The sequence below is a fragment of the Sphingomonas sp. BL-S-30 genome, assembly GCF_055521475.1.
This window is the reverse complement of sequence record NZ_CM145481.1, coordinates 549,593-576,302: the sequence shown is the minus strand read 5'-3', so window position 1 is coordinate 576,302 and position 26,710 is coordinate 549,593. Positions and strand designations below refer to the sequence as shown.

27 protein-coding genes are annotated in these 26,710 nt (G+C 66.0%); 18 read left to right on the top strand and 9 right to left on the bottom strand.

Annotated elements, in window-relative coordinates; all coding sequences use genetic code 11:
* The first annotated feature begins 56 nt into the window (after positions 1-56).
* The 4 genes from ACZ1I5_RS02445 (at position 57) to ACZ1I5_RS02430 (ending at position 2,956) form a co-directional block, all read left to right on the top strand.
* Positions 57-506, top strand: coding sequence for a hypothetical protein (locus tag ACZ1I5_RS02445; protein WP_465172157.1), 450 nt, complete (start codon positions 57-59; stop codon positions 504-506).
* 103 nt (positions 507-609) lie between these two features.
* Positions 610-1,119, top strand: coding sequence for a hypothetical protein (locus ACZ1I5_RS02440; protein WP_465172156.1), 510 nt, complete (start codon positions 610-612; stop codon positions 1,117-1,119).
* A 111-nt stretch (positions 1,120-1,230) separates the two neighbouring features.
* Entirely contained in the window at positions 1,231-2,748 is a 1,518-nt protein-coding gene (locus tag ACZ1I5_RS02435; RefSeq protein WP_465172155.1) for a DEAD/DEAH box helicase, read from the top strand.
* 7 nt (positions 2,749-2,755) lie between these two features.
* Positions 2,756-2,956, top strand: coding sequence for a DUF1289 domain-containing protein (locus ACZ1I5_RS02430; protein WP_465172154.1), 201 nt, complete (start codon positions 2,756-2,758; stop codon positions 2,954-2,956).
* A gap of 56 nt (positions 2,957-3,012) precedes the next feature.
* Here the strand turns inward: ACZ1I5_RS02430 and ACZ1I5_RS02425 are convergent, their stop codons facing one another.
* The 4 genes from ACZ1I5_RS02425 to ACZ1I5_RS02410 all read right to left on the bottom strand — a co-directional run bounded on the left by ACZ1I5_RS02425 (position 3,013) and on the right by ACZ1I5_RS02410 (position 6,466).
* The gene (locus tag ACZ1I5_RS02425; protein ID WP_465172153.1) at positions 3,013-3,648 is read right to left on the bottom strand and encodes a glutathione S-transferase family protein; all 636 of its coding nucleotides are present in this window, start codon (positions 3,646-3,648) and stop codon (positions 3,013-3,015) included.
* 129 nt (positions 3,649-3,777) lie between these two features.
* Positions 3,778-4,260, bottom strand: a complete 483-nt coding sequence (locus tag ACZ1I5_RS02420) for a dienelactone hydrolase family protein (RefSeq protein ID WP_465172152.1) — start codon at positions 4,258-4,260, stop codon at positions 3,778-3,780.
* Between the two features lie 250 nt (positions 4,261-4,510).
* Positions 4,511-5,599 (bottom strand): MBL fold metallo-hydrolase, encoded by a 1,089-nt coding sequence (locus tag ACZ1I5_RS02415; protein ID WP_465172151.1) that lies wholly within the window; start codon positions 5,597-5,599, stop codon positions 4,511-4,513.
* Positions 5,600-5,800: 201 nt separating this feature from the next.
* Positions 5,801-6,466, bottom strand: coding sequence for a cell cycle transcriptional regulator TrcR (locus tag ACZ1I5_RS02410; protein WP_465173877.1), 666 nt, complete (start codon positions 6,464-6,466; stop codon positions 5,801-5,803).
* Between the two features lie 203 nt (positions 6,467-6,669).
* On the opposite strand from ACZ1I5_RS02410, the gene ACZ1I5_RS02405 reads away from it, so the two are divergent.
* Positions 6,670-7,068 (top strand): DUF1963 domain-containing protein, encoded by a 399-nt coding sequence (locus ACZ1I5_RS02405; protein WP_465172150.1) that lies wholly within the window; start codon positions 6,670-6,672, stop codon positions 7,066-7,068.
* A gap of 52 nt (positions 7,069-7,120) precedes the next feature.
* Complete coding sequence (locus ACZ1I5_RS02400; protein WP_465172149.1) at positions 7,121-7,516, top strand: DUF1963 domain-containing protein; 396 nt, start codon at positions 7,121-7,123, stop codon at positions 7,514-7,516.
* 9 nt (positions 7,517-7,525) lie between these two features.
* Here ACZ1I5_RS02400 and ACZ1I5_RS02395 read toward each other — a convergent pair whose 3' ends face one another.
* The 4 genes from ACZ1I5_RS02395 to ACZ1I5_RS02380 form a co-directional block, all read right to left on the bottom strand.
* Positions 7,526-8,551, bottom strand: coding sequence for a glycosyltransferase family 4 protein (locus ACZ1I5_RS02395; RefSeq protein WP_465172148.1), 1,026 nt, complete (start codon positions 8,549-8,551; stop codon positions 7,526-7,528).
* Between the two features lie 5 nt (positions 8,552-8,556).
* A complete protein-coding gene (locus tag ACZ1I5_RS02390) occupies positions 8,557-9,447 on the bottom strand; it encodes a UDP-2,3-diacylglucosamine diphosphatase (RefSeq protein WP_465172147.1) in 891 nt (296 codons plus the stop codon).
* Between the two features lie 86 nt (positions 9,448-9,533).
* A complete protein-coding gene (locus ACZ1I5_RS02385; protein ID WP_465172146.1) occupies positions 9,534-10,151 on the bottom strand; it encodes a glutathione S-transferase family protein in 618 nt (205 codons plus the stop codon).
* Between the two features lie 189 nt (positions 10,152-10,340).
* Positions 10,341-11,342: an NAD(P)H-quinone oxidoreductase gene (locus tag ACZ1I5_RS02380; RefSeq protein WP_465172145.1), complete on the bottom strand. Its 1,002-nt coding sequence runs from the start codon at positions 11,340-11,342 to the stop codon at positions 10,341-10,343.
* A 73-nt stretch (positions 11,343-11,415) separates the two neighbouring features.
* On the opposite strand from ACZ1I5_RS02380, the gene ACZ1I5_RS02375 reads away from it, so the two are divergent.
* The 5 genes from ACZ1I5_RS02375 (at position 11,416) to ACZ1I5_RS02355 (ending at position 17,967) form a co-directional block, all read left to right on the top strand.
* Entirely contained in the window at positions 11,416-11,613 is a 198-nt protein-coding gene (locus ACZ1I5_RS02375) for a DUF1192 domain-containing protein (protein WP_465172144.1), read from the top strand.
* A 124-nt stretch (positions 11,614-11,737) separates the two neighbouring features.
* Positions 11,738-14,053: an ATP-dependent Clp protease ATP-binding subunit ClpA gene (gene clpA / locus ACZ1I5_RS02370; RefSeq protein WP_465172143.1), complete on the top strand. Its 2,316-nt coding sequence runs from the start codon at positions 11,738-11,740 to the stop codon at positions 14,051-14,053.
* A gap of 211 nt (positions 14,054-14,264) precedes the next feature.
* Complete coding sequence (locus tag ACZ1I5_RS02365) at positions 14,265-15,953, top strand: GGDEF domain-containing protein (RefSeq protein WP_465172142.1); 1,689 nt, start codon at positions 14,265-14,267, stop codon at positions 15,951-15,953.
* Between the two features lie 67 nt (positions 15,954-16,020).
* Complete coding sequence (locus ACZ1I5_RS02360) at positions 16,021-16,218, top strand: hypothetical protein (protein WP_465172141.1); 198 nt, start codon at positions 16,021-16,023, stop codon at positions 16,216-16,218.
* A gap of 39 nt (positions 16,219-16,257) precedes the next feature.
* Entirely contained in the window at positions 16,258-17,967 is a 1,710-nt protein-coding gene (locus tag ACZ1I5_RS02355; protein ID WP_465172140.1) for a long-chain-fatty-acid--CoA ligase, read from the top strand.
* Between the two features lie 6 nt (positions 17,968-17,973).
* Here ACZ1I5_RS02355 and ACZ1I5_RS02350 read toward each other — a convergent pair whose 3' ends face one another.
* A complete protein-coding gene (locus ACZ1I5_RS02350) occupies positions 17,974-18,213 on the bottom strand; it encodes a ribbon-helix-helix domain-containing protein (RefSeq protein ID WP_465172139.1) in 240 nt (79 codons plus the stop codon).
* A 100-nt stretch (positions 18,214-18,313) separates the two neighbouring features.
* Between ACZ1I5_RS02350 and ACZ1I5_RS02345 the strand changes: the two genes are divergently transcribed.
* The 7 genes from ACZ1I5_RS02345 to ACZ1I5_RS02315 all read left to right on the top strand — a co-directional run bounded on the left by ACZ1I5_RS02345 (position 18,314) and on the right by ACZ1I5_RS02315 (position 26,695).
* Positions 18,314-18,553: an exodeoxyribonuclease VII small subunit gene (locus ACZ1I5_RS02345; RefSeq protein WP_465172138.1), complete on the top strand. Its 240-nt coding sequence runs from the start codon at positions 18,314-18,316 to the stop codon at positions 18,551-18,553.
* 4 nt (positions 18,554-18,557) lie between these two features.
* Positions 18,558-19,454 (top strand): polyprenyl synthetase family protein, encoded by an 897-nt coding sequence (locus ACZ1I5_RS02340; RefSeq protein ID WP_465172137.1) that lies wholly within the window; start codon positions 18,558-18,560, stop codon positions 19,452-19,454.
* The gene (locus ACZ1I5_RS02335) at positions 19,451-20,149 is read left to right on the top strand and encodes a GH25 family lysozyme (RefSeq protein ID WP_465173876.1); all 699 of its coding nucleotides are present in this window, start codon (positions 19,451-19,453) and stop codon (positions 20,147-20,149) included. Before ACZ1I5_RS02340 ends, ACZ1I5_RS02335 begins: the two co-directional genes overlap by 4 nt.
* An 81-nt stretch (positions 20,150-20,230) precedes the next feature.
* A complete protein-coding gene (gene coaD / locus ACZ1I5_RS02330) occupies positions 20,231-20,731 on the top strand; it encodes a pantetheine-phosphate adenylyltransferase (protein ID WP_465173875.1) in 501 nt (166 codons plus the stop codon).
* Positions 20,732-20,890: 159 nt separating this feature from the next.
* A complete protein-coding gene (locus ACZ1I5_RS02325; RefSeq protein WP_465173874.1) occupies positions 20,891-21,625 on the top strand; it encodes a peptidylprolyl isomerase in 735 nt (244 codons plus the stop codon).
* 37 nt (positions 21,626-21,662) lie between these two features.
* Positions 21,663-22,688 (top strand): tRNA preQ1(34) S-adenosylmethionine ribosyltransferase-isomerase QueA, encoded by a 1,026-nt coding sequence (queA, locus tag ACZ1I5_RS02320; protein WP_465172136.1) that lies wholly within the window; start codon positions 21,663-21,665, stop codon positions 22,686-22,688.
* A 410-nt stretch (positions 22,689-23,098) separates the two neighbouring features.
* Positions 23,099-26,695 (top strand): hypothetical protein, encoded by a 3,597-nt coding sequence (locus ACZ1I5_RS02315; RefSeq protein WP_465172135.1) that lies wholly within the window; start codon positions 23,099-23,101, stop codon positions 26,693-26,695.
* Positions 26,696-26,710 lie beyond the last annotated feature (15 nt).

Sequence of the window (26,710 nt, the reverse complement as noted above, 5' to 3'; positions counted from 1 at the left end):
CCAATTCATGCACTGTTCAAGCATTTCAGGTAACGCGGCAAAGCATGTCGCAACCGATGATTCTTGCGCTGATTCTGCTTGCCGTCGCGCCCGGCGCGTCGGTCGACGAGTCGCGCCTGCCGACGGTCGAGGTTGCGCAGCTGACGGTGCACCAGCGAATCATCATCCGCATCCCCCGCATGACCCTTCCCCCGCAGCAGCCGGTCCAGCCCCAGCAGATGGTGACATGGTCGGAGAAGAAGGGCCCGAAATGCGTGGTGATGGGCGATCTGGTCGGCGCCGCGATCTCGGCGCCGGACAGCATCGACCTGATGATCGACGATGGATCGCGAATCCGCGCGCGACTCGACGATGATTGCCCGCCGCTCGATTATTATTCGAGCTATTATCTGAAACCGACCCCGGACGGCATGGTCTGCGCCGACCGCGACGCGATCCGCTCGCGCTCGGGCGGATCCTGCCCGATCGAGGAATTCAAGCGGCTAATCCCCAAGGTGAAGCGGTAGAACATCCGTAGCGATCATCGTATCGGATCGCGCCCGGAACGGAGTGACTCGGCCGAACGAATAACCGACCGGTAACGGCCCGGTTTGTCTACCGTCCACGTCATTGCAGGCGCTCGACATCACGTTATGCTGGCCGTGCATCGTTGGCCGCGCTGGACCGGGGGGATATGTGATTTTTTTGCCGACCCTGCTGACGCTCGTCGCCTCCGACGTCACTGCGCATCAGCCGAAGGAATCGAGAGCTCCCGCAACCGCCGAAGGCGCCGCGCTTATCGTGGCGCGCCTTCTCGACGCTACAGCGGCTAGCGACGATATCGCTTTCGACAAGGTCGCCGGCGGCATGGTGATCATGCTCGCACCGGATTTCGGTGCGCCGGTTTCTCGCGCCAAATTCGCGGCATCTCTGGAAGGTTGCGTTGCAATTCACGTCGTGAATTCAGTACCGTTCCCGCAAATGCCGGAAATGCAGTCGGTTCGCATCACCATGCAGTGTCGAAAGCATGAGGACTCGCAACCGGTGGCTGTGGTAGCAGATGTCATGGCCGATAACGAACATGCTATCGCCGTTTTTCCAGGCGGCGTGTCAAAAATATGGCCCGCACCCAAGCGCTAAGTTACCCTCGGCGGGTCGCCACGACCCCTTTTCCTTGACAATCGCGCCCTTATCGGCAAGCGCTCCGGGGCTGGCCGGGCCACGATGACCGGGCCTTTTTCCGGACACCGCATGACTTTCGCCGACCTCGGCCTATCCGACCAACTTCTGAAAGCCGTGAACGAGTCCGGCTATACCGAGCCGACTCCGATTCAGGCGAGCGCGATCCCGAGCGTCCTGATGATGCGCGACATCGTCGCCATCGCCCAGACCGGCACGGGCAAAACCGCCGCCTTCGTGCTGCCGATGATCGACATATTGGGCGAGGGCCGCAGCCGCGCGCGCATGCCGCGGTCGCTGATCCTCGAGCCGACGCGCGAGCTCGCGGCGCAGGTCGCCGAGAATTTCGAGAAATACGGCAAGTATCACAAGCTCTCCATGGCGCTGCTGATCGGCGGCGTCTCGATGGGCGACCAGCAAAAGGCGCTGGAAAAGGGCGTGGACGTGCTGATCGCGACGCCGGGCCGGCTGATGGACCTGTTCGGCCGCGGCAAGATCCTGCTGACCGGCTGCAACCTGCTGGTGATCGACGAGGCGGACCGCATGCTCGACATGGGGTTCATCCCCGATATCGAGGAAATCTGCACCAAGCTGCCCAAGCAGCGCCAGACCTTGCTCTTTTCCGCGACGATGCCGCCGCCGATCAAGAAACTGGCCGACAAGTTCCTGTCCAACCCGAAGACGATCGAGGTCGCGCGCCCCGCGACCGCCAATGTCAACATCAAGCAATGGCTGGTGCCCGTCTCCGCCTCGAAGAAGCGCGAGAAGCTGGTCGAGCTGCTCGAGCATGAGGATGTGAAGACCGCGATCATTTTCTCGAACCGCAAGACCACGGTGCGCGAGCTGAACAAGGCGCTGCAGCGCCAGGGCTTCCGCTCGAGCGAGATTCACGGCGACATGGAGCAATCGCAGCGCATCGCCGAGCTCGACCGGTTCAAGGCGGGCGACGTCAACATCCTGGTCGCCTCCGACGTCGCGGCGCGCGGGCTCGACATCAAGGGCGTCAGCCACGTCTTCAATTTCGACGCGCCCTGGCATCCCGACGATTATGTCCACCGCATCGGCCGCACCGGCCGCGCGGGCGCGACCGGCGTCGCCTTCACCCTGGTGACCGCGGACGATGCCGAGAACATCGCCAATATCGAGAAGCTGACCGGCCTGAAGATCGATCGCCACGAAGGCGCCGAGGACGAGCCTGCTTCCGCCGCGACGCCGCGCGGACGCGGCCGGGGCAAGCCCGCTGCTGCCAGGGCACCCAGGGCCGAGGCGAAGCCTGCCCGCAGCAGGGCCCCGAAGGCCGCGCCGGTCGAGGCGGAGGCTCCGGCCGACGTCGAGCGCGCACCGGTCGAGGCCGAACCGCCTGCGCGGCCGGCTCGCGCACCGCGCGAGGCGCGCCCGCCCCGCGACGAGCGGCCAGCTCGTGAAGCGCGGCCCGCCCGTGAAGAACGGCCGGCACGCGACAGCCGTCCGCCCCGCCAGGAACGCCCCGCGCGCGACGAGCGCCCGGCACGCGGATCGCAGGACGATGGCCCGGACGAGGGCTGGAACGGGCCGCTGCCCGACTTCCTGTTGGCGAAGCTGACCGACTGACCGGGGCATGGACGGGATCGTCGAGACGGTGCCGGTTCAGCGACTCGAGAGCCCCTGCGTCAGCATCTGCGAGATGGACGCGGCCACGGGCCTGTGCGTCGGCTGCGCGCGGACGATCGACGAGATTGCCGGCTGGTCGAGCGGAAGCGCGGCCTGGCGGGATACGGTGATCGCGGCGTTGCCCGGGCGGATGGCCGGGCGCGTTTAATCTATAAGCCCCTCCCTTTCAGGGAAGGGGCTTAAGAGCAGGGCGTCAGCCTCCACTCACGCCGCCCGTTCAGGCTCCGGCGCGGGCATCAGCGCATTGTCCATGTCGTTGGCGCGCTTGTAGGCGTCGCGTGCCGTGATGCGGTCCGCATAAGCGACAAAGGCATCGCGTTTCGGCAAGGTACCGAACTGGACGCCCCAGACGACCTGCGACCCGACATAGACGTCCGCCGCGGTGAAGCTGTCACCCGCGATATAGGGGTGCGCCGACACCGCCTTTTCGAGCGTATCGACCGCGAGGTCGTAATTGCCGTATCCCGCCGAACGCTGCTGCTGTTCACTGGGGACGAAGTTCATCGACTTGTTGGTGACGGCCTGCTCGACCGGGCCGGCCGCGTAGAACATCCAGCGATAATAATCCGCGCGATCGGCCGTCGGCGGCGCGAGGCCGGCATCCGGGAAAGCGTCCGCCAGATAGGCGCAGATGGCCGCGCATTCGGTCACGACATGGCCGTCATGGACGATCGCCGGCACTTTCCCCATCGGGTTGATCGACAGATAGGGTTCCTGCTTCATCGTCGAGTCGTAATCCAGCACCACCGTCTCATAGTCGGCGCCGGTCTCTTCCAGCATCCAGCGCGCGATCCGCCCGCGCGACATCGGGTTGGTGTAGAACGTCAGGTCCGCAGCCATCTCATGCTCCCATATTGGTTCTTGGCGAATCGGGTTCGCAGAACATAAATCGAACATGACAAAGGAACGGCGTCAAGGTTGCCCCTGACGCCGGCCGGAAAATTCGCGCTGAACGTCGAATTGCTGCCGTCAGGCGGCGACGACGCTGATCTTCGCTGCCTTGCTGTTGCTGTGCGACAGGCGCTTCAGCTCGGGCACGGTATTCATCATCTCGGCGACCATCGCGTCGCGGCTGCCACCCTTGAAGGTCGCGCCGAGATCGGGCGCGATCGCCAGATAGCCGGCGTGCGCATAGCGCCGCGCGGTTTCCTGCGCCTTGGCATCGGCGCCGACCTGGTCGGGCATGACCACGACCACGCCGAGATTCGCCTTGCCGCGCGGCGAGGCGAAATAGCCCGTGAGCGTCTTGCCGCCGCGCAGTGCGTAGCGAACGTCACGCGTGTTGAGGCGGGAATCGTCGGTCGCGGCAAAGGCGGGACCAGCGAAACCGAGCAGGCCAGACCCGGCGATCGCGGGCGCGGCCGAGAGCGCGGCCATACGGCGCACGACGCTGCGGCGACCGATGGGCGCGGCGCCCAGCGCTTCGAGACCAGCAACGGGTTGGTCGTTCATATCTGACATGGTGCCTCCCTTGCGCCGCCCCTGTGCGGACCAGCGGAAGCGTAACCTCAGGACCAGCCCGTTACAACCAAAACGAACCGTTTTTAACCCTGGGTGTCCGTCCTTTTTATTGGGGACCCGCATTTTTTATTTCGGAATGCTTAAGGAGAAGGGAATAACTTCCGATACGGACCAAATCGGCCCGCGCGCATCACGACGCTTTCGCCTAAGTATCTTTCGCGGAATCGCTATCGGCCGGTCTTCAGGGAGCGCGGTACCACCACACGCCGCCGCGCACGTCCTTCACCGCCCTGCCCTCGAGCTCGAGCCGGCGAAGATGCGCCAGCGCTTCGCCCGTCGCCATGCCGAGCATGTCGGGTCCGATCGCCCGGCGGAACAGCCGGCCGAAACAGTCGATGGCGCGGCGCGGTTCGGCAAGGAAGACCTCGAGTTCGTCGAGCCGTTCGCGGTGCTCGCGGTCCATCGCATCGAGCCTCGCGTGAAGGCCGGTAAAGGGATCGCCGTGCCCAGGCAGGACGAGCAGGTCGTGTGGCAGCAGGCGAAGCTTGGCGATCGAGGCGAACCATTCGCCGAGCGGGTCGGCCTCGGGCTCGGTCATGCCGAGCGAGACATTGGGACTGATGCGCGGCAGGACCTGGTCGCCCGCAATCAGCACGCCCGCCGCTTCGTTGAGCAGGCAGGCATGTTCGGGGCTATGGCCCGAGCCGACCACGACGCGCCACCCGGCACCGCCGATCGTCATGTTGTCGCCATCCTTGATGCGGCGATAGCTGAGCGGCATCGGCGTCACGATCCGGCGGAAACCGGACCAGCCACGCGCGCTGGCATGCTCGACCTGCTCGTCGCTCCACCCCGCGGCGCGCCAGAAGGCGATCATCTCGTCGGGCACCGCATCACGTGCGTCGAGCAGGACCGAGCGCAAGGTAAGCCATTCGCCGCGGGTCATCACCAGCGGCGCCGCGTGATGCGAACACATCCAGCCCGCCAGGCCGATATGGTCCGGGTGGAAATGCGTGCCGATCATCTGCGTGACGCGCGTGCCGGCGAGCGCCCCCCGGAATAGGCTCTTCCACGCTTCGCGCGCCTCGGGCAGGTTCATGCCGGTGTCGACCAGGGCGACGCCGCCCTCATCGTCGACCAGCCAGCAGTTGACGTGCTTGAGCGGCCCCGGGACGGTGAGCCGCACCCAACGGATGCCGGGCGCCACCGTCATGACGTCACCATTCGCCGGCTCGCGGCCGCCGAACGGATAGATCAGGCCCTTATGGCTGGTCGGGACGAAACTTTCGTCCGCGACGAAGGCGGCATCGGTGCGGGAAGCGGTGGCCATAGGTTGCGACTAGCAACGGAATGATGGGCGAGTCACGCGACAAATGCGACGACGCATTGCGTCACCCCGGACTGGTTCCGGGGTCGATCGTTCCGCAATCGCAACACCGGTTGCTTTTGCGGAACGACGGATGCCGGAACAAGTCCGGCATGACGGCAGCGGCAATTGTCCGCGCCGTCTACACGGCGCGGGCGTCCGTCATCAACGGCGGAACAGGCTTTCCGCGGTCGGTTCGGCGGGTGCTGCCTGTTCGCCTGTTTCGGCTGCCTCGGCATCGCGAGCCAGTTGGTCGCGCTGGGCACGCAGCTCGGTGATCAGCGCTTCGCGGTCGCCCTCCAGCCGTGTGTCGACGGGGGCTTCGATGCCCGCAGCCTTGGCTGCCTTGGCCACTGCCGCATCCAGCTCGCGCTGAGTCGTCAGGCCCAGGGTCACCGGATCCTTCGGCGTGATGTTGGCGATGTTCCAGTGGCTGCGATCGCGGATCGCGGCGATGGTGGTACGGGTCGTGCCGATCAGGTTGCCGATCGCGCCGTCCGAGATTTCCGGATGGTTGCGGATGATCCACGCGATGCCGTCGGGCTTGTCCGACCGCTTCGACACAGGGGTGTAGCGCGGGCCCTTGGTGCGACGGACCTGTTCCGGCCCCTTCAGCATGACGAGGCGATGATCGGGATCGGCCTGGCCCTTGTCGATCTCGTCCTGAGTCAGCTCGTGCGCGCGGACGGGATCGCGGCCGGTCAGCTTGGTCGCGGCGGTATCGTCGGCGATCGCCTGAATCTCGAGGATGTGCAGGCCGCAAAAGTCGGCGATCTGCTCGAAACTGAGCGACGTGTTGTCGACCAGCCAGGAGGCGGTCGCATGGGGCATGAGCGGCTGGGCCACCGGAAACTCCTCAAAAGCACTAAGCAGCGCAAACAATAAGGGCCGCCCCTTTCGGAGCGGCCGCACAATGTTGATGACTTAGTCGCCCTTGAGCGGGGTGGCAAGGCGCGAGCTTTGCGGAACCCCAATGTTGAGGCAGAAGGAATCCTGTTCGGGCACAATATCGGCCCCTTGAACCGGGAGCGACGATGCCTTCCTTCTTCTCTCGGCTGTTCGGGCACCGGCCTGACTCGGCAACGACGGACTCCGCGCTGATCGCGGCAATGAAGCAGCGCACGGTGCCTGCACTGGCCGTCGAACATTGCGAGCAGCCGACCGGGTCGGCGATCGGCGGCTCGCCCGATCTCTCCTCCGCGCATCAATGGCCCGAATGGCGCGACGTGCCGCTTGCCTTCCTCGCCCAGTTGGACTGTGCGGCGATGCGCGCGGCGGGCGGCCCGGACTGGCTGCCCGCTCGCGGGACGCTGTTTTTCTTCTATCATCCGGAGCAGGAAACATGGGGCTTCGATCCCGAAGATCGAGGGGAGCTGGGCGGTCATCCACGATGCGGACGGACGGGCCGACGCCCCCATCGCGCCGCCTGCTGACCTGACGGTACGCTATGGTGCGTTACCCGTCGACTTTCGACTGATCGAGTCGATGCCAGACCCCGACCGTCTCGTGGAATTCGGCCCCGACGCCTTCGACACCGCTGCGTGGGACGATGCCTATACCCTGCTCGACAGTAGTTCCGGCACCGAGCCCCGACATCAGGTCGGCGGATTCCCGCGCCCGGTGCAGGGAGATTCCATGGAGCTGGAATGCCAGCTCGCTTCCAACGGCATCTATTTGGGCAATGGGGACGGCTATTCCCGACCCGAGGCTGAGGCGCTTTCGGCAGGCGCTACCGAGTGGCGACTGTTGCTCCAACTCGATACCGACGATGACGTCGACATGATGTGGGGCGATTGCGGCACGCTCTATTTCTGGATCCGCGAGAGTGACGCCAGGGCGGGCAATTTCGACGCCGCCTGGATGGTCCTGCAATGTGCCTGATGCTGCCCGTCAGGCAGCGATCGCCTCGTCCCCGTCGACCGGCACCAGCGCGCTGAGGAACTGGCGGGCGCTCGCTTCCCAGGTGAAGGTCCGGCCATAAGCGGCGCAGGCGGCGCGATCCTTGGTAAGGGCGCGGGCGATCGCCGTGGTCAGATCGTCATCCATCGCGCCGACCGCATCGTTCAGCACGTCGACCGGGCCGGTGACGGGATAGGCGGCGACGGGCACGCCGCAAGCCATCGCCTCGATCATCACCAGGCCGAACGTGTCGGTACGGCTCGGGAAGACGAACACGTCCGCACTGGCATAGGCCGAAGCGAGATCAGCGCCGAAGCGCGGCCCGAGGAACTTCGCCTCCGGATAGCGCGCCTCGAGCGACGCGCGCGCCGGGCCATCGCCGACGATGACCTTGGTGCCGGGGTGGCTGCTCGTCAGGAACGCCTCGATATTCTTCTCCACTGCGACCCGCCCGACATAGAGCTGGATCGGACCGGGCAGGCCGGCCAGTGCGGGATCAGGCGCGGTCGCCGCCGAGAAGATCGAGAGATCGACCCCGCGCCCCCAGTGACGGACCTTGCCCAGCCCATGTTCCTTCAGCGTCGAGGCGATCGAGGGCGTCGACGCCAGGATCGACTGGGCCGGGGCGTGGAACCACCGGATATAGCGCCAGACCCATTCCGGGTTCACCCCGGTCCGCGCCGAGACATAGTCGGGAAACTGGGTGTGATAGGCCGTGGTGAACGGGAACTCGTTCATCAGGCACCAGCGTCGCGCGGCGAGGCAGACCGGGCCTTCGGTCGCGAGATGGATCGCCTGCGGGTTGAAATCAGCGAGCATCCGGCCGACCGCGTGAGTCCTGGCAAAGGCCAGGCGGATCTCCGGATAGGTCGGGCAAGGCATCGAGTAGAACAGGTCGGGTGAGACGACCATCACGACATGTCCTTGCCGCTCCAGCTCGGCGCGAACGGACTGCAGCGTCCGCACCACGCCGTTCACCTGGGGGGCCCACGCATCAGTGGCGATCGCGATACGCACGCTCTTCAGGCCGCCAGCATCTCGATCTTCGCCGCTTCAGGGAAATCGGATTCCCTCGCGGCGATCTCGTCGGGCCAGTGAAGCAACTCCATCCGTCCGTCGAAATGCTCGACGAGCGCGTTGCAGCCCTCCACCCAGTCCCCGTCATTATAATATTCGATGCCGCCGATGTTGCGGAATTCGGCGGTGTGGATGTGACCGCACACGACGCCGTCGACGCCGCGCGCGCCGGCCGCCTGAGCGATCACTTCCTCGTAATTGGAGATGAACTCCACCGCGTTCTTCACTTTCGCCTTGGCATGCTTCGACAGCGACCAATAGGGCAGCTTGAAGAAGCGGCGATACGCGTTCACCAACCTGTTGAGCGCCATCATGAATTCATACGCCACGTCGCCGACGTGCGCGAGCCATTTATGTGCGAGCGTGATCGCGTCGAATTCGTCACCGTGCAGCACCAACAACCGGCGGCCGTCAGCGGTTTCATGGATCGCATTGCGGCGGATCGAGACGCCGCCGAAATCCAGGCCGGTGAACTGGCGCACGACCTCGTCATGGTTGCCCGGGATGTAGATGACGTCGGTGCCGCGCTTGGCGCGCTTCAGGATGCGCCACACCACGTCGTTGTGCGACGCCGGCCAGTAGAATTTCTTCTTGAGACGCCAGCCGTCGATGATGTCGCCGACCAAGTACATCCGCTCGCTGTCGACATGATCGAGAAAGTCGATCAGCATATCGGCGTTGCAGCCACGCGTGCCGAGATGGATATCCGAAATCCAGATCGTGCGATATTTGCGGCGTTCGGTGACCTCGCGCTCCGGAATCGACGGTTTGGAATGGGCGAAATCGGCGAAATCGGCGATGCTGTTATCCATCGCGATCCTGGTGATGGCATCCATCTTGGCAATATCCCGCAAAGCCCGTGATGGACCCGCGCTATGGCCGCTTTATGTTACAGCTTGATTCCAGTGATGTGAAAGCCAGGTTACGCTTTCATCGCAATATGATGCGGATCGGCGGCGATCCGCGCCAGCCAGAGCTGCACCGCGGGGTAGCGTCCGAGGTCGAAACCGCCCTCTTCCGCGACATGGGTATAGGGGTAGAGCGCGATATCGGCGAGGGTCAGCCGGTCGCCGATGAAGAAGGGCGTCTGCGCCAGATGCTCGTCCATCAGCTCGAGCGCGGCCTCGCCAGCCGCCTGTTTCGCCGGAATTTGAGCGCGTTGCAGGTCGGTCAGCCCCGCCTCGCCGATGAAGTGACGCCAGAAGCGCAGGGTCGCGACATTGGGCTCGTGATTATACTGCTCCCAGAACATCCAGCGGAACATGTCGGCGCGGTCGAACCGGTCGTGCGGGATCAGAGGCGAGCCGTCGGCGAGATAGAGGCAGGCCGCGCCGCTTTCGGGAAGATAATCGTCGCCGATCTGCAACACCGGAATCCGGCCATTGGCGTTGACGCCGCCGAGGAAAGCCTCTGACCGGGTCTCGCCCTTCATGATGTCATATTCGCGGCGGTCGAGCGGAATGCCGAGATGCGCGGCGGTGAGCCGGATCTTGTAGCAATTCCCCGACGCGGCATATTCATGGAGGATCAGGCTGGACATGTGGCGCTCCCCTTTGCGGCCGCCTTCATGGCGGTGCCGCGCCGAACGTCAAATCAAATGCAACGGGCGATCGACAAGGAGTGCTTGTCGATCGCCCGCGAGCAGGTGCCGCAAATCAGTCCAACCGCATCCCGGCGGCGGCGTAGCGCGCCAAGCTCGAACAGGCCGATCCCCCACCAAGTACGGACCCTATTCCATCGTCAGCACGATCTTCCCGACATGGTCGCCCGCTTCCATCCGTTCGTGCGCGGCGGGCGCCTCGGCGAGCGGGTAGGTCCGGTCGATCACCGGCTTCAGCCGCCCTTGCTCGACATGCGGCCAGACGGTGCGTGTCAGTTCGTCGGCGACCATCGACTTGAACGCGGTGTCGCGCGGGCGGAGGGTCGAGCCGGTCAGGGTCAGGCGTCGGCGCATGATCTCGAAGATCGGGATGGTCGCCATCAGCCCGCCCTGCACCGCGATCGAGACATGGCGGCCGTCATCGGCGAGGCATTGCAGGTTGCGCGGCACATAATCGCCGCCGACCATGTCGAGCACCACCGCCACGCCCTTGCCGCCGGTGATCGCCTTCACGTCGGCGACGAAATCCTGCGTCCTGTAGTTGATCGCATGATCGGCGCCCAATGCCGTTGCCGCGGCGCATTTCTCGTCCGATCCGGCGGTGACGATGATGGTGAGGCCGAACAGATTGGCGAGGCCGATCGCCATGGTGCCGATGCCGCTGGTGCCGCCATGGACAAGCACCGTGTCGCCTTCCCTGGCATAGCCGCGCTCGAACAAATTGGTCCAGACGGTGAAGAGCGTTTCCGGCATCGCCGCTGCCTCGACCATCGACAGCGCCTCGGGCACGTGCAGGCACTGGCCATAGGGCGCGACGGCATATTGGGCATAGGCGCCGCCGCTGATCAGCGCGCAGACCGGCTGGCCGACCAGCTCGGGCTGAACCTCCTCCCCCACGGCCGCGATGACACCCGACACTTCCATGCCGAGGATCGACGGCGCGCCCGGCGGCGGCGGATAGAGCCCCTTGCGCTGCATCACCTCGGGCCGGTTGACGCCGGCCGCGGCGACGCGGATCAGCACCTCGCCCGGGCCGGGCACGGGCACGGGGCGTTCGACCAGGCGCATCACCTCGGGCCCGCCCGGGGTTTCCGGGTCGATCGCCTGCATCATCGTTGGAATATCCACCATAATCCGCCGCCCCCCGTCGCGGAATTGCCCGGCCTTATTGACATCGCGGTCTGCCGGGTCAACGTTCCATGCCATGGACCCGGACGAGATTCTCGCGCGAAAAGCGGGCGATCCGCTTACCGAGCTTGCACGGCAAGACCTCGATCCCCTGTCGGTCGAGGAGTGCCAGGCGCGCATCGAGGCGCTGGAGGCGGAAATCGTCCGGACAAGGACCCGGTTGACGCGCGCCGTTAACCACAGGGCAAGCGCCAACGACCTATTCAAGCGATGAGCAGCGACGCTCCGGCACGGCGATCAGGCCGGAGCATTCGTCAAGTGCTTGATGCGGGCGCCCTGCCTTCCGACATAAGAGGAAAGGGCCGTCCGCCACGTTGCGGCCCGCATGGAGTAAACTAATGCCTTCTTTCGCATCAGCGCTGGAAACCACCCTCCACAAGGCGCTCGAAGCCGCGTCGTCGCGGCGCCACGAATATGCGACGCTCGAACATCTGCTGCTCGCCCTGATCGACGACGAGCATGCTTCCAAGGTGATGACCTCCTGCGGGGTCGACCTCGAGGAGCTCAAGGCGACCGTCGCGCATTATCTCGACACCGAGCTCGAGGCGCTGAAGGTCGATGCCGCGACCGATCCCTCGCCCACCTCGGGCTTCCAGCGCGTCGTCCAGCGCGCGATCCTTCACGTTCAGTCGTCGGGCCGCGACGAGGTGACCGGCGCGAACGTGCTCGTCGCCCTGTTCAGCGAGCGCGAGAGCTATGCCGTCTATTTCCTCCAGCAGCAGGACATGAGCCGTCTCGATGCCGTCAGCTTCATCTCGCATGGCGTCGGCAAGGGTGGCGCCGCCCCGGAAGCCCGCGAAGTGAAGGGTGCCGAGGAGGAAAAGACGCAGAAGCCGGACGGCAAGGGCAAGAGCGAGAGCGCGCTCAAGCAGTTCACCGTCGACCTCAACGAAAAGGCCAAGAACGGCAAGGTCGATCCGCTGATCGGGCGCGGGCCCGAAGTCGATCGCACCATTCAGATCCTGTGCCGCCGCTCGAAGAACAACCCGCTCTATGTGGGTGACCCCGGCGTGGGCAAGACCGCCATCGCCGAGGGCTTGGCCCGCAAGATCGTCGAGGGCGACGTTCCCGACGTCCTGCTGCCTGCGGTGATCTATTCGCTCGACATGGGCGCGCTGCTTGCCGGCACCCGTTATCGCGGCGATTTCGAGGAGCGGCTGAAGGCGGTCGTCAACGAACTGGAGAAGCTGCCTGACGCGATCCTGTTCATCGACGAGATCCACACCGTGATCGGCGCCGGCGCGACCAGCGGCGGCGCGATGGACGCGTCCAACCTGCTCAAGCCGGCTCTGTCGGGCGGCACGATCCGCTGCATCGGATCGACCACCTACAAGGAGTTCCGCAACCACTTCGAGAAGGACCGCGCGCTGCTGCGGCGCTTCCAGAAGATCGACGTCAACGAGCCGACGATCGAGGACACGATCAAGATCCTCGCCGGTCTGCGCAGCGCGTTCGAGGACCATCACAAGGTGAAATACACCCCCGACGCGATCAAGTCGGCGGTGGAGCTCAGCGCGCGGTACATCAACGACCGCAAGCTGCCGGACAAGGCGATCGACGTGATCGACGAAGTCGGCGCGATGCAGATGCTGGTGCCGCTCAACAAGCGCAAGAAGACCATCACCACGCGCGAGATCGAAGCCGTGATTGCGACGATGGCGCGCATCCCGCCGAAATCGGTCTCGACCGACGATACCAAGGCGCTGGAAAGCCTCGATACCGATCTGAAGCGGGTCGTGTTCGGCCAGAATGCCGCGATCGAGAAGCTCAGCTCGGCGATCAAGCTCAGCCGTGCCGGCCTGCGCGATCCGGACAAGCCGATCGGCAACTATCTGTTCACCGGCCCGACCGGCGTGGGCAAGACCGAGGTCGCCAAGCAGCTCGCCGCGATCATGGGCATCCCGCTCCAGCGGTTCGACATGTCGGAATATATGGAGCGTCATTCGGTCAGCCGGCTGATCGGCGCCCCTCCGGGCTATGTCGGATATGACCAGGGCGGGTTGCTGACCGATGCCGTCGACCAGCAGCCGCATTCGGTGCTGCTGCTCGACGAGATCGAGAAGGCACATCCGGACCTGTTCAACATCCTGTTGCAGGTGATGGACAATGGCAAGCTGACCGACCACCACGGCAAGACCGTCGATTTCAGGAACGTCATCCTGATCATGACGACCAATGCCGGCGCGTCGGACATGGCGCGCGAGACGCTCGGCTTCGGCACGCTCTCCCGCGAGGGCGAGGACGAGCAGGCGGTCCAGAAGATGTTCACGCCGGAATTCCGCAACCGGCTCGATGCCATCGTGCCGTTCGGTTACCTGCCGCCGGAAGTCGTGGCGCGGGTGGTGGAGAAGTTCATCCTCCAGCTCGAGCTTCAGCTGGCCGACCGTCACGTGCACATCAGCCTGGACGACGAGTCCAAGGCGTGGCTGACCACCAAGGGCTATGACAAGCTCTATGGCGCGCGGCCGATGGGGCGGTTGATCCAGGAGAAGATCAAGCAGCCGCTCGCGGAGGAGCTGCTGTTCGGCAAGCTCGTCCATGGCGGCGAGGTGAGCGTGAAGATGAAGGACGGCGCGCTGGCGTTCGAGATCGTCCCCGCGCCGCCCAAGAAGCCGAAAAAGAAGGGCAAGGCCGAAAGCGTCGACGCCAAATAGGCGTGAGCTCGATGTACGAAGAGACCGCGGCAGCGATGCCGCGGTCTTTTTCATTTTCAGGCGCTTAGTCGCCTGAATACTGGCTCGGGCGACTCGGGCACCGCTCGCGAACGACTCGCTGCCCAATATGGGCATGAAGATTAGCCAGAAATCTCAGCCATATCCTCGCTCTTTACTTTTTGTTTACCATCCATGGTGTATAGCGCGCGCTATGCTCAAGGGGTGGGTTTTCACGTTGCTGGCGCCGATCGGCGCGCTGCTGCTCCTTGCGCTTGCCGGCGCGGCGCCGGCCGCGGCGCAGGCCGGGCTTGCCGGCCGGCCTGTCGCGGTGTGCGTGACCAGGGCTATGCACGGCATGGCCCCGCGTGCGTTGTTCGCCCGGCCTGACCGCTTCGATTGCAGGGTCCGCCAGACCGCGCTCGGCTCCGGCGACTATTGGGCACTGTCGATGCCGTTCCGCGCCACCGGCCCGGTCGATGTGCGCATCGGCAGCCTGTGGCAGGAGCGCGTGACGCTCCATGCGCTCTACGCCGATGGCACGATCGTCTCCGCGGTGACGGACGGCCGCGCCGCGAGCCGGCATCTCCAGCTCGGCGCGATCATCGAGCGCGGCCTGCCCGAACGCGGCGCGCCGCTGGTGCGGCTGCTCTGGCATGTCGAGGGCGCCGCCAACCTGCGCGGCATCCTGGTCGGCGCTCGGATCGCGACGCCGGCGGAAAGCGCCAATGCGAATCTGAAGATGGCCTCGCTCTATGCCGGGTTCGCCGGGCTGTGCACTGCCCTGCTCGTCTATAACCTCGCGCTGTGGGGCGCGCTGCGCCACCGCTTCCAGCTCGCCTATTGCGGCATGCTGTTCGCGCTGATGGTCTATGCGACATCGTCCTCCGGCGCGCTGGCCTGGGCCTGGCCGGACATCGTCAACAATGATCGGCTACGGATCAACTATGCGTCGCTTGGCGTGGCGGCGATCGGGGCGATGCTGTTCGCGCGCACCTTCTTCGAGCCGCGCGTGTTCGCCGGGTGGCTGGCCAGGGCGAGCAACGCGATCTGCGCGCTAATGCTGCTCACGGTCGCGCTGCTGGCGACTCTCGCGCCGTCGCGGATCACCCTGTTCGACCGGTTCTTCTCGGTGGTGTTCATCGCCCAGATCGGCATCGTCGTGCCGATCCTGTGGCGCGGCTGGCGGACGCGGAGCAATTATCTGTGGATGTTCGCGATCGCCTGGGCAGCGCCGATCATGCTCGCCTGCCTGCGCATCGCCAGTTCGCTCAACGCGATCAGCTGGAGCTTCTGGCTCGACAATTCCACCATCCTGACGATGACGATGGAGGCGCTCTTCTCCAGCCTCGCCATCGCCTATCGCATCCGCCTGCTCAGCATCGAGCGCGATCAGGCGCGCGAACAGGAGATCGCGGCGCGGGTGCTCGCCGATACCGATCCGCTGACGGGCCTGTTCAATCGCCGGGCCTTTCTGCGCCATGCGATCGGCCGTGAAGGCGATCATATCTTGCTGCTGGTCGACATCGACCATTTCAAGCGAGTCAATGAGGCGATCGGCCATGACGGCGGCGACGAGGTGCTGCGCGTGTTCGCGCGTACCTTGCGCCAGGCGGTACCTGCTCAGGCGCTGGTCGCGCGGATCGGCGGCGAAGAATTCGCGATCATCACGCCGGCCAGCCTGGCGGTCGAGGCCGAGGAGGTATTGGCCCGCCTGCGCGCCGCGCGCATGCCGTACGACCTGTCGGTGACGGCAAGCATCGGCACCTGCGTTGGACCGCTGGTGCGGGAGAGCGACTGGAAGGCGCTGTATCGCGGCGCCGACCGCGCGCTGTTCGAGGCCAAGCGCGCGGGCCGCAACCGGGCACGCGGCACCCGGAATCAGGGGCGCATCGCTGCCTGAATCGGGACGGCGCCGGCTTGCCCCGATCCTGCCCCGCGCCTATGGAAGGCGGCACGGGAGGTAGCCGATGCGTCGTCGTCGAACAGGATTGATCATCGCGGCGGCCGCATTGCTGATCATGGCGGCGCGCCATCCCTCCGCCGATCTCCGCATCCTCACGCACGACCGGGGTGACACCGCGCCGCACAGCTTCCGCGCCGCACTGGATTTGGGGCTGATGGCCGTCTCCGTGCTGATCACCTGGACCGAAAAGCGCTTCGTCTGACGCTTGCGCCGTGCGGGACCGCTGCTTACACCCTTGTCAATGACTGATCCCGAAAGCGCCTGGCGCGAGTCCTATCGCCACCCCACGCGCTGGGACAGCGCCTATCCGCCGCAATCAATGGTCGACTTTTTCGACGAAGCGGCGACGCGGAGCGGCAAGGCGCCGCTGATCGATTTCCTCGGCCGGCATTACAGCTATGCCGAGACGCTGGACGGCGCGAACCGCGTCGCGGCGGGGCTGAAGGCGCTGGGCTATGGCCCCGGCGACCGGATCGGGCTGTTCCTGCCCAATGTGCCGCATTACCTCGCGGCCTATTACGGCATCCTCAAGCTCGGCGCGACGGTGGTGAATTTCTCGCCGCTCTACACGCCGGCCGAGCTGGAGCATCAGGTCGCCGATTCGGGCACGAAGTTGCTGTTCACCCTGTCGGCCAGCGCGTTGCTGCCGACCGCCTTGCAGGTGCTCGACGGTTCCAGCCTGGAGCGGCTGGTGGTGGGGTCAGTCGCCGGGGCGCTGCCGGCAACCAAATCGGTCCTCTACCGGCTGTTCAAGCGTGGTGAAGTGACCAAGCGCCCGCATGACCCGCGAATCATCGCCTTTTCGAAACTGATCGCGAATGACGGCGCGCACCCCGAGGCGACAATCGACCCGGTCAATGACGTCGCGCTGATCCAATATACCGGCGGCACGACCGGCACGCCGAAGGGCGCGATGCTCACGCATCAGAATCTGAGCGCCAATGCGCGCCAGGTGATGGGGCTCGATCCGCATCCCGAGATGCACGACCGAATTCTCGGCGTGCTGCCGCTGTTCCATGTCTTCGCCAATACCTGCGTGCTCAATCGCACCGTGCTCAACGGCGGCTGCATCGTGATGCTGCCGCGTTTCGAGGCGGGCCAGGTGCTGGCGGCGATCGACCGCACCAAGGCGACGGCCCTGCCGGGCGTCCCGACCATGTACCAGGCGCTGCTCGATCATCCGAAGCTCGCCGCCACCAATTTCTCGTCGCTCCGCGTCTGCATCTCGGGCGGCGCACCGCTGGCGGCCGAACTGAAGGCCCGGTTCGAGGCGGCGACGGGCGCTACGGTGGTCGAGGGCTATGGCCTGTCCGAAAGCTCGGGCGTGATCTCGGCCAATCCGTATGAGGGCGAAGGCAAGGCGGGCACGATCGGCCAGCCGATCCCGGGCACCTGGGTCAAGCTGGTCGACAAGGGCGATCCAAGCCAGCCCGCGCCGGAAGGCGAGCCGGGCGAGATCGTCGCGTCGGGCCCGCAGATCATGAAGGGTTATTGGAACCGGCCCGATGCCGATGGCGACGTGTTCATCACCGATGCCGCCGGACGGACCTGGCTGCGCACCGGCGATGTCGGCACGATCGATACGGACGGCTTCATCAAGATTGTCGACCGGCTGAAGGACATGATCGCCGTCTCCGGCTTCAAGGTGTTCCCCAGCCAGATCGAGGCAGTGCTGCATCACCATCCCGCGGTGAAGGAGGCCATGGTGATCGGCCTGCCCGATCCCTATCGCGGCGAGCATCCGCGCGCCTATGTCACCCTGAACGACGGCGCGATCGCGACCGGCGAGGAACTGCGCGACTGGCTCAATCCCCAGATCGGCCGGCACGAGCGCGTCGACCAGGTGGTGATCCGGCTGACCATGCCCAAGACGATGATCGGCAAGCTCAGCCGCAAGGATCTGGTCGCCGAGGTGATGGCTGAAAGTCAGGCTTCGAGCAGCGCAGCCTGATTGCCGTCAGCGAGCACGATCGAGCCGAGCGAACGCTTCGTCCAGTGGGATGGATGGTCTCGGATCGGCCAGCGCCTCGTCGATCTTGCGGCGATACAAGTCATCCAGCATCGCTTCCCGCCGATCAAGCGCTCGCAACCCTTCGCGCATCAGCTCGCTCATTGAGGCATAGCGTCCGGATTCGAGGTGCTTGCTCGCCATCTCGACCATGTTGCCCAAGGTGACGGTGACAGTCTTGCGCGCCATGTGAGCCTCCAATGATTTATCATAAACTTCACACCGACTCTGCTCAACACCTGCTCAGCCGTCCTTGACCCCCCTCGCCCGCGTGCCGCATAGCGGCGCGATGGAGAGACCCATTGAAGAGCTGTCGTTCGAGGACGCGCTAAAGGAATTGGAGACGATCGTCTCTCGACTCGAAACCGGCGAGGCCCCGCTCGACCAGGCGATCAGCCTGTACGAGCGCGGCGACAAGCTGCGGCGCCGCTGCGCCGATCGGCTGGACGCGGCGCAGGCGCGAATCGAGGCGATCCGGCTTGATGGCGAGGGCCGCGCCGCCGGCACCCAACCCTTTGCCGCGGGCTGATCCGATGCCCGCGTCCTTGTCGCTGCAGGCGGCGCTCACTCAGGTCGGCGCGGATGTCGACCGGCGGCTCGACGCTTTTCTCGCCATCCCCGGCGATCCCCGCGCCGAGCTTTACCGCGCGATGCGCCATGCGGCCATCGGCGGCGGCAAGCGGCTGCGCCCCCTGCTGGTATTCGCGACGGCGCGGTTGTTCGGCGTCGACCGGGATTGCGCCGGCCGGGTCGCGACGGCGATCGAATGCATCCATGTCTATTCGCTGATCCACGACGATCTGCCCGCGATGGACAATGACGACATGCGCCGCGGCAAACCGACGGTGCACAAGGCGTTCGACGAGGCGACCGCGATCCTGGCGGGCGATTCGCTCCACGCGCTGGCCTTCGAGATCCTGGCCGATCCGGCCACTCATCCCGATCCGTTCGTGCGCAGCGAGCTGGTGCTCGACCTTGCCCATGCGGCCGGCCCGTCGGGCATGGCGGGCGGCCAGATGATGGACCTGGAGGCGGAGAAAGCGAGCTTCGACCTGCCGACCGTCACCCGTCTGCAGGCGATGAAGACCGGCGCGCTGATCGCCTGCTCGGTCGAAGCCGGAGCGATCCTGGGTCGCGTCCCGCCTGATGGCCGGACGCCCTTGCGCGGCTATGCCCGCGACGTCGGCCTGGCCTTCCAGATCGCCGACGACCTGCTCGACGTCGAGGGCGACGAGGCAGCCGCGGGCAAGAAGCTGCGCAAGGACGAAGGCGCGGGCAAGGAGACCTTCCTGTCACTGCTCGGCGTCGATCGCGCCCGTGCGCAGGCCCGGATGCTGGTGGATCAGGCGATCCAGCACCTGCAGGGTTTTGGGCCGGAGGCCGACCTACTGCGCCAGATCGCGCGCTTCACCCTGGAACGCGACCGATAGGCCGATCCCGCCCACTACGGATTGGCGCGGCGCTGCTGTTCGCGGCGATCGGGCTTGGCGCCTGGTACTACGCGCCGCACTGGCACCCGTCCGAATCGCGCTATCCGCGCCAGGGCATCGACGTCTCGCATCATCAGGGCACGATCGACTGGGCGGCGCTACCCGCACAACAAGTGGATTTCGCCTATATCAAGGCGACCGAGGGCGGCGATCATCGCGATCCGCGCTTCGCCGGGAACTGGGCCGCAGCGGGCCGGGTCCGGATTGCACGCGGCGCCTATCATTTCTTCACCTTGTGCCGCTCCGGCGCTGACCAGGCCGCCAATTTCATCGCGACCGTGCCGCTCGACCCAGCAGCGCTGCCGCCGGTCATCGACCTCGAGTTCGGTGGCAATTGCGCAGCGCGCCCGTCAATTTCGGCGCTGATGGCGGAACTGGCGGCCTTTACCCGTCCGGTCGAGGCACGGTTCGGCAAGCCGGTGACGCTCTACCTCACCCGCGAATTCGATGCCGCCTACGACCTCAGCACCCGCGTGAACCGTCCCCTCTGGCTGCGCCGGCTGGTGCTGGAACCGGATTGGGCCGCCCGCCCCTGGACGATCTGGCAGACATCCAGCTTTCGCCGGGTGAGCGGCATCACCGGCCAGGTGGACTGGAACGTGATGCGGCCCGAGATGATGCGGCCCCCAATGTGATGCAGCCTTGACACCCGCACCCGGCCCCCGCAGTCCCCGTTCGCAGATCTTGCGGGCTTGGCAGAGGCAGTCGACATGACCATGCGTACCGGCGTCTATCCGGGCACCTTCGATCCCGTCACGCTCGGGCATATGGACATCATCCGGCGCGGCGCGAAGCTGGTCGACCGGCTCGTCATCGGCGTGACGACCAATCCGTCCAAGTCGCCGATGTTCGATCTGGACGAGCGCATGGCGATGGTCCAGCGCGAGGTGGCGGGGATCGGCGGGGAGATCCATGTCGTCAGCTTCGATTCGCTGCTGATGGATTTCGCCGAGCGCGAGGGCGCGAAGGTGATCGTGCGCGGCCTGCGCGCCGTCGCCGATTTCGAATATGAATATCAGATGGCGGGCATGAACCAGCAGATCAATCCGCGCGTCGAGACGGTGTTCCTGATGGCCGATGTCTCGCTGCAGCCGATCGCGAGCCGGCTGGTCAAGGAGATCGCGCTTTATGGCGGGCCGATCGGCCGGTTCGTCTCCCCGGCCGTTGCGGTGGACGTCGCCGCCCGCGTGGAGAAGATCGGCCGCAAGGGCAGCTGACGACGATTTCCCCTTGCCTGCCACATGAGCGCCACGGTTGCGTCGGATGAGGGCGGTTTGCAGCGGGACGTTCAGATTGGCGCAAGCGGGGATTTGCTCTAAGCGCGCTGCAAGTCTTACGGGTCCGAAATATCGGGACCAGGATGTTACGGGGATATGATGCGTTTTATTGCCAGCCTGATCGCGTGTGTATCCGCCCTTTTCGTCGCGGGCACGGCGACTGCCCAGAATGTGGATACGCAGATCGCGGGGCGCATGCCGCTGCCCAGCAAGGATCCCGCGAATCTATGGTATCTCGACCTGTCGACCGGTGGCCGGGTGGTCATCTGGCTGCGCCCCGATGCCGCGCCGAAGATGGTCGACCGGGTGAAGGAGCTGACCCGGCAGCATTTCTATGACGGGCTCGCCTTTCACCGGGTGATCGACGGCTTCATGGCGCAGGGCGGCGATCCCAAGGGCGACGGTACCGGCGGATCGACGCTGCCCGACATGAAGGCCGAGTTCAATTTCCTGCCGCATGTGCGCGGCGCGGTCTCCGCGGCGCGCACCGCCGATAATGAGGACAGCGCGAACAGCCAGTTCTTCATCGTGTTCCAGCCGCGCCTGACGCTCGACCACAAATACACGGTGTTCGGCCGCGTGATCGAGGGCATGGACTATGTCGACGCGATCCAGCGCGGCGAGCCGCCGGCGAACCCGACCAAGATTCTCCACGCCTATATCGGGTCGGACAATCCGCCGGCCTATGTCGCCCCGCCGCCCGCGCCGGTGGTGGTCGCACCGACCCTGTCGCTGACCGACGCGCCCGTCGCGCCGATGGTGGTGAAAGCACCGGCGGCGACGGCGAAGAAGCCGGCGGCCAAGGCTCCCGCTCCAAAGGCAAAGGCCAAGTAATCGGCGCCGGTACCGGGCGGGCAACGAGGCCGCTCCCATGAAGGTCGACCTGTTCGATTTCGATCTGCCGCCGGAACGCATCGCGCTCCGGCCGGCATCGCCACGCGATTCCGCCCGGTTGCTGGTGCTGGACGGCGCGGGTACGCGCGATCTTCACGTCACTGACCTGCCCGGTCAGCTCCGCGCCGGCGACCTGATCGTGTTCAACGATACGCGCGTGATACCCGCCCAGCTCGAGGGCCGGCGCGGCGATGCGAAGATCGGCGCGACGCTGCACAAGCGCGAAGGCCCACGGCGCTGGCGCGCCTTTGTCCGCAATGCGCGGCGCCTGCGCGAGGGCGACAGCATCGATTTCGGCGCCGGCGTCAGCGCGATCGCAAGCGACAAGGCCGAGGATGGCAGCCTGGCGCTGACCTTCGCGGGCGACGAGCCGGTCGAGCTGCTGCTGGAACGCGCCGGCCGCATGCCGCTGCCGCCCTATATCGCCACGCGCCGCGCGGCCGATGCGCAGGACGCGGCGGATTACCAGACCATGTTCGCGGCGGAAAAGGGCGCCGTCGCCGCCCCCACCGCCTCGTTGCACTTCACGCCCGCGCTGATGGAACGCCTGGCAGCGGCGGGGATCGATCATGCCACGCTGACGCTCCATGTCGGCGCGGGCACCTTCCTGCCGGTGAAGGCGGAAGATACCGACGCGCACCGCATGCACGCCGAATGGGGCCGCATCGACGAAGCGACGGCGGCGCGCCTCAACCAGGTGCGCCGGAACGGCGGCCGCATCATCGCCGCCGGCACCACCAGCCTGCGCCTGATCGAAAGCGCTGCGGACGAGGACGGCACGATCCACCCCTTCGAGGGCGATACCGCGATCTTCATCACCCCCGGCTACCGCTTCAGGGGCGTGGACGGGCTGGTGACCAATTTCCATCTGCCCAGATCGACGCTGTTCATGCTGGTATCGGCGCTGATGGGGCTTGACCGGATGCGGGCGGCGTACGCCCATGCGATCGCCAATGGGTACCGCTTCTATTCCTATGGCGACGGGTCGCTGTTGCTGCCCTGATTCGCGCACATACCAGCGGCCCACGTTTCGAGCAGTGCCGTGCGGCGAACGCTCCTAGAGTCTGATGACTTTACCTTTACCCGTTCGTGCCGAGTGAGACCGAGTAGCTCCGCAGGAGCGTATCGAGGGCTCGTATCGAGGCACTGTTCCGGGCGACACCTGTCTCTCGATACGCCATCTCGCTACGCTCCTGCGGAGCTACTCGATAGCTACTCGAGACGAACGGCAGGGATCTCGACCTGAAGTCAGCTCGCTCTAAGTCGGAAGAACGCAGCGGCGTCAGGTCGATACGATCCGGGCGCGCTGAGGCCGAAATGCGCCATTTCGGTTTCGAAACCGATTGCCGCCACCGCGCGGGTTGTTGCTCTATCCGGGCAGCTTCGATCCTCTCCGCGCAGGAAATTCGCCCGATGACCGCGACCACGCCCGTTCCGTCCGCTGCCACCATCTGGGTCTCGCTCGACGGCGACGATGCCGCGCCGGGCACCCGCTACGCACCGCTGCGCACGCTGGCCGCCGCGCACGCCGCCATCCTCCGCTTCGCCGGGGAAGCACCGCCGGGGAGCAGGATCACCATCGTGCTGATGGACGGAACCCATCGGATCGACGCACCCCTGGTGTTCGACCCGGAACTGTTCGGCCCCGACGGCCCGGACGTCCGCTTCGTCGCCGGGGGAGATGCCGCGCCGGTGATATCGGGCGGCCGCCGCATCGAGGGCTGGACGCTCCACGACGCCGAGCGCAACATCCATGTCGCCAGCGCCCAAGGGGCCCGCTCGCGCCAATTCTACGTCAACGGGCGCCGGGCCATCCGCGCCCGCACGACCATGGCCGATGGCGGCATCCCCGCCGGTTTCAGGCCCAACCCGACCACGCCCGCCGCGCCGCCGCCGGACGGCGCCCCCTATGTCATCGGCGGCGGGATCGATTACCTGCCGACCGAGCTCAACCCCGCGACCTGGCGCGATCCCGCAACGTGGCGGAAGCTCGATCAGATCGAGGCCGTGATCGACACCCAGTGGAAGACGATGCGTGTCCCCCTGCGGTCGCGCACCCTGCCCGACGGCGCCACCCCCGGCACGCTCCACCTTGCCCAGCCCGGCTGGACCAACGCCAACCTGTTCTTCACCGCCACCAAAACCGATCCCAAAGGCGTGCCCGGCATCTGGAGCCTGTGGCAGGTCACGCGGTTCGAGAATGGCTATGAGTTCCTCGACGAGCCCGGCGAATGGGTGCTCGACACCGACGAGGACCTGATCTTCTACATCCCGCGTCCCGGAGAGGATCTCGCGACCGCGGAAGCGATCCTGCCGGCGCTCGAGATACTGGTGGAGGCGCGCGGCACCGCCGAGCGGCCGGTGACCGGCCTGTCGTTCGAAGGCATCGGCTTTCGCCACGCGACCTGGCTCGATCCGAGCGGCGACGACGGCTATGTCGCCGACCAGAGCGGCTTCCACCTGCGCGGGAACCGGCACCAGCCCAACCTTACCGGGCATGACCCGCATGTCGTCCGCACGCCCGGCAATTTGCGCTTCGCCCATGCGCACGGCATCCGCTTCGATCGCTGCCGCTTCGAGCATCTGGGCGCCGTCGCGATCGATTTCGGCACCGGCAGCCAGCGCAACAGCATCACCCGCTGCGCCTTCGACGACATCGCGTCGGCCGCGATCCAGATCGGCGGCATCGACCGCCGCGACTTCGAGCCGACCCCGGCCGATCACACGCGCGACACTGTCGTCACCGACAACCATATCCGCCGCACCGGACGCGACTATGCCGATTCCGCGGCGATCTATCTCGGCTTCACCACCAACAGCCTGGTCGCGCACAACAGCATCAGCGAGACGCCCTGGGCGGGCATCGCGCTGGGCTGGGGCTGGGGATTGCTTGATCCGGGCAGCTTCCCCGGCATCTCCAACGCGGTCTCGGGCATGTGGGGCCTGCCCGCGCCGCGAACGGTCAATTGCGGCAACATCGTCGCCAACAATCACATCTCGCACTTTCTCGAGACATTGTGGGACGGCGGCGCGATCTATTGCTGCGGCTGGCAGGGCAATTCGTTCGACGACGCTTTGCGGATCGAAAACAATGTCGCCTGCGACAAGCGGCCCAAGGGCGGCGGGAACATCATCTACACCGATGGCGGCAGCCGTTTCGTCAAGGTCACCGGCAACGCGCTGTTCGACAATGCGATCGGCGCGGTCGATCTCGGTCCCCCACCGCGACCGGGCGATCCGCTTCCCTATATCGCGACGCCGAGCAAGCTCAACGGCATCCCCTATGGTGGCGACATCGGTGGCTGCCGCACTTATGGCGACATCCATTATGCCGGCAATTACTGGGCGGCGGGCCTGATTCCGATCGAGGAGGGGCTGATCGACCTGGCCGAGCTCGCGATCACCAAGATCTTCACCGGCGAGGCGGTCGACACCTATTCGCCGCAGGGCTTTTTCGACATCTGCCCCTATTCGCAGGGCGGCGTCTCCTATCCCACCGGCCTGGTGTTCGAGGATAACCACAAGCTCCCGTTCGGCCGCGCCTCGGTTCCCGCCGCAATCCTCGCCGCCGCGGGCGTGCGCGGCGGCGGGGGCGACTATGTCGCGACCGGGCGCGCGCCATATGGCGGCGGCGCCGCCTTCCCGCCGCTCTATCCCGGCCCGAGCTGGAACGTGCCGCGCGTCTCGCTTCCCGGCCTGTTCGGCATGCAGAAACAGTTCGCCCAGGAATGGTGGTATTATGTCGGCATCGCCGAGGACGATGCCGGGCAGCGTTTCGGCCTCCAGCTCGAGATCGGCCGCTTCGCGCTCGGCGGCACCCAGCTGTGCCTGGGCCTGACCGGCATCGGCTGGCGCGACGGCGATGGTGGGGACCACTATCTCAGCGGCGAGGGCATCGGCTTCGGTGCCGCGCTCGGGCGGCCAACGCTCGCCTCGGCGGTGATCCCGCCCGTCGGCGACCAGGCGTATAGCGCGCATTTCCGGCCGCTGGTCGAGATCGTCGGCCGCTCCGACGATCTGTCGCGCGACGTGCGGTGGAATCTGCCGCTGTTCGGCACCAGCAAGGGCTGGAAGTTCGACTATCTCCAAAGCGCGTCGCAGGGTGCGCCGGTCGGGACGCCGGGATCGCGCTATGCGCTCGCGGTGCAGGGCCGCGGCTATATCACTGGCGCGGACAGTGCGGTCACGCGGCCGGCCCACTATGCGGTCGACCTCACCCTCGCCGATCGCCGCGGCACGGTGATGGAAGGGCTCTCCGGCTATGTCGGCCCGTCGATGTTCGAGAATGATGATATCGGGCTGAGCTCCTACGAATGCGCCCAACCGGTGCTCCGCATCGAGCGCGGCGGTATCACGCTCGACGACCGCGTCCATGCGATCACCGGGGGCACCCTGTGGCTGGACCGCCAGATGATCGCGAAAGCCGCCGGCGACGGCACCCCCACGGCGAGCGTATCGGCGGCGCTGCGCGGCCAGACGCCGTCGCCGCGCGAGCTCTATCTCGGGGACTGGATCGCCGTGACACTCGACGACGGGCTGTCGCTGGCGCTCGCCCTGTTCTGGCAGCCATCGAACCCGCAATGGATCACCGGCACGGCGGTGGGCAGGCCGCCCAAACAGGGCTTCGGCAATCTCTATCTGCCGGTCCGCGGTACCGCGCCGCAGGGCAATGGCGGCCTCGCGCTCACGCCCCGCACCGCGATGTCGGGCGACGATTGGGATTTCGACCTCAATCTGCTCGAACCCGAAGAGCCCGCGCGGTCGCCGCACTGGACGTCGCCGGCATCGGGCAAGACCTACGCCACGGCCTGGCGCATCGACTTCGCACCGCGCGCGCAGCAGCAGGGCTTGCCGTCGGTCCTGTATCTCCACACCGTCAGCGACAATTGCGAAATCATCCCCGCCACCCCGTCGGGGGCGTTCTTCGAAGGCGCGGCACTGGTCTATGCGGATCGGGAACGGCGCCGGCGGATCGGCCAGGCTTTTGTCGAGCAGATGGGGTTCAACTAGGGCTATCCACCACGC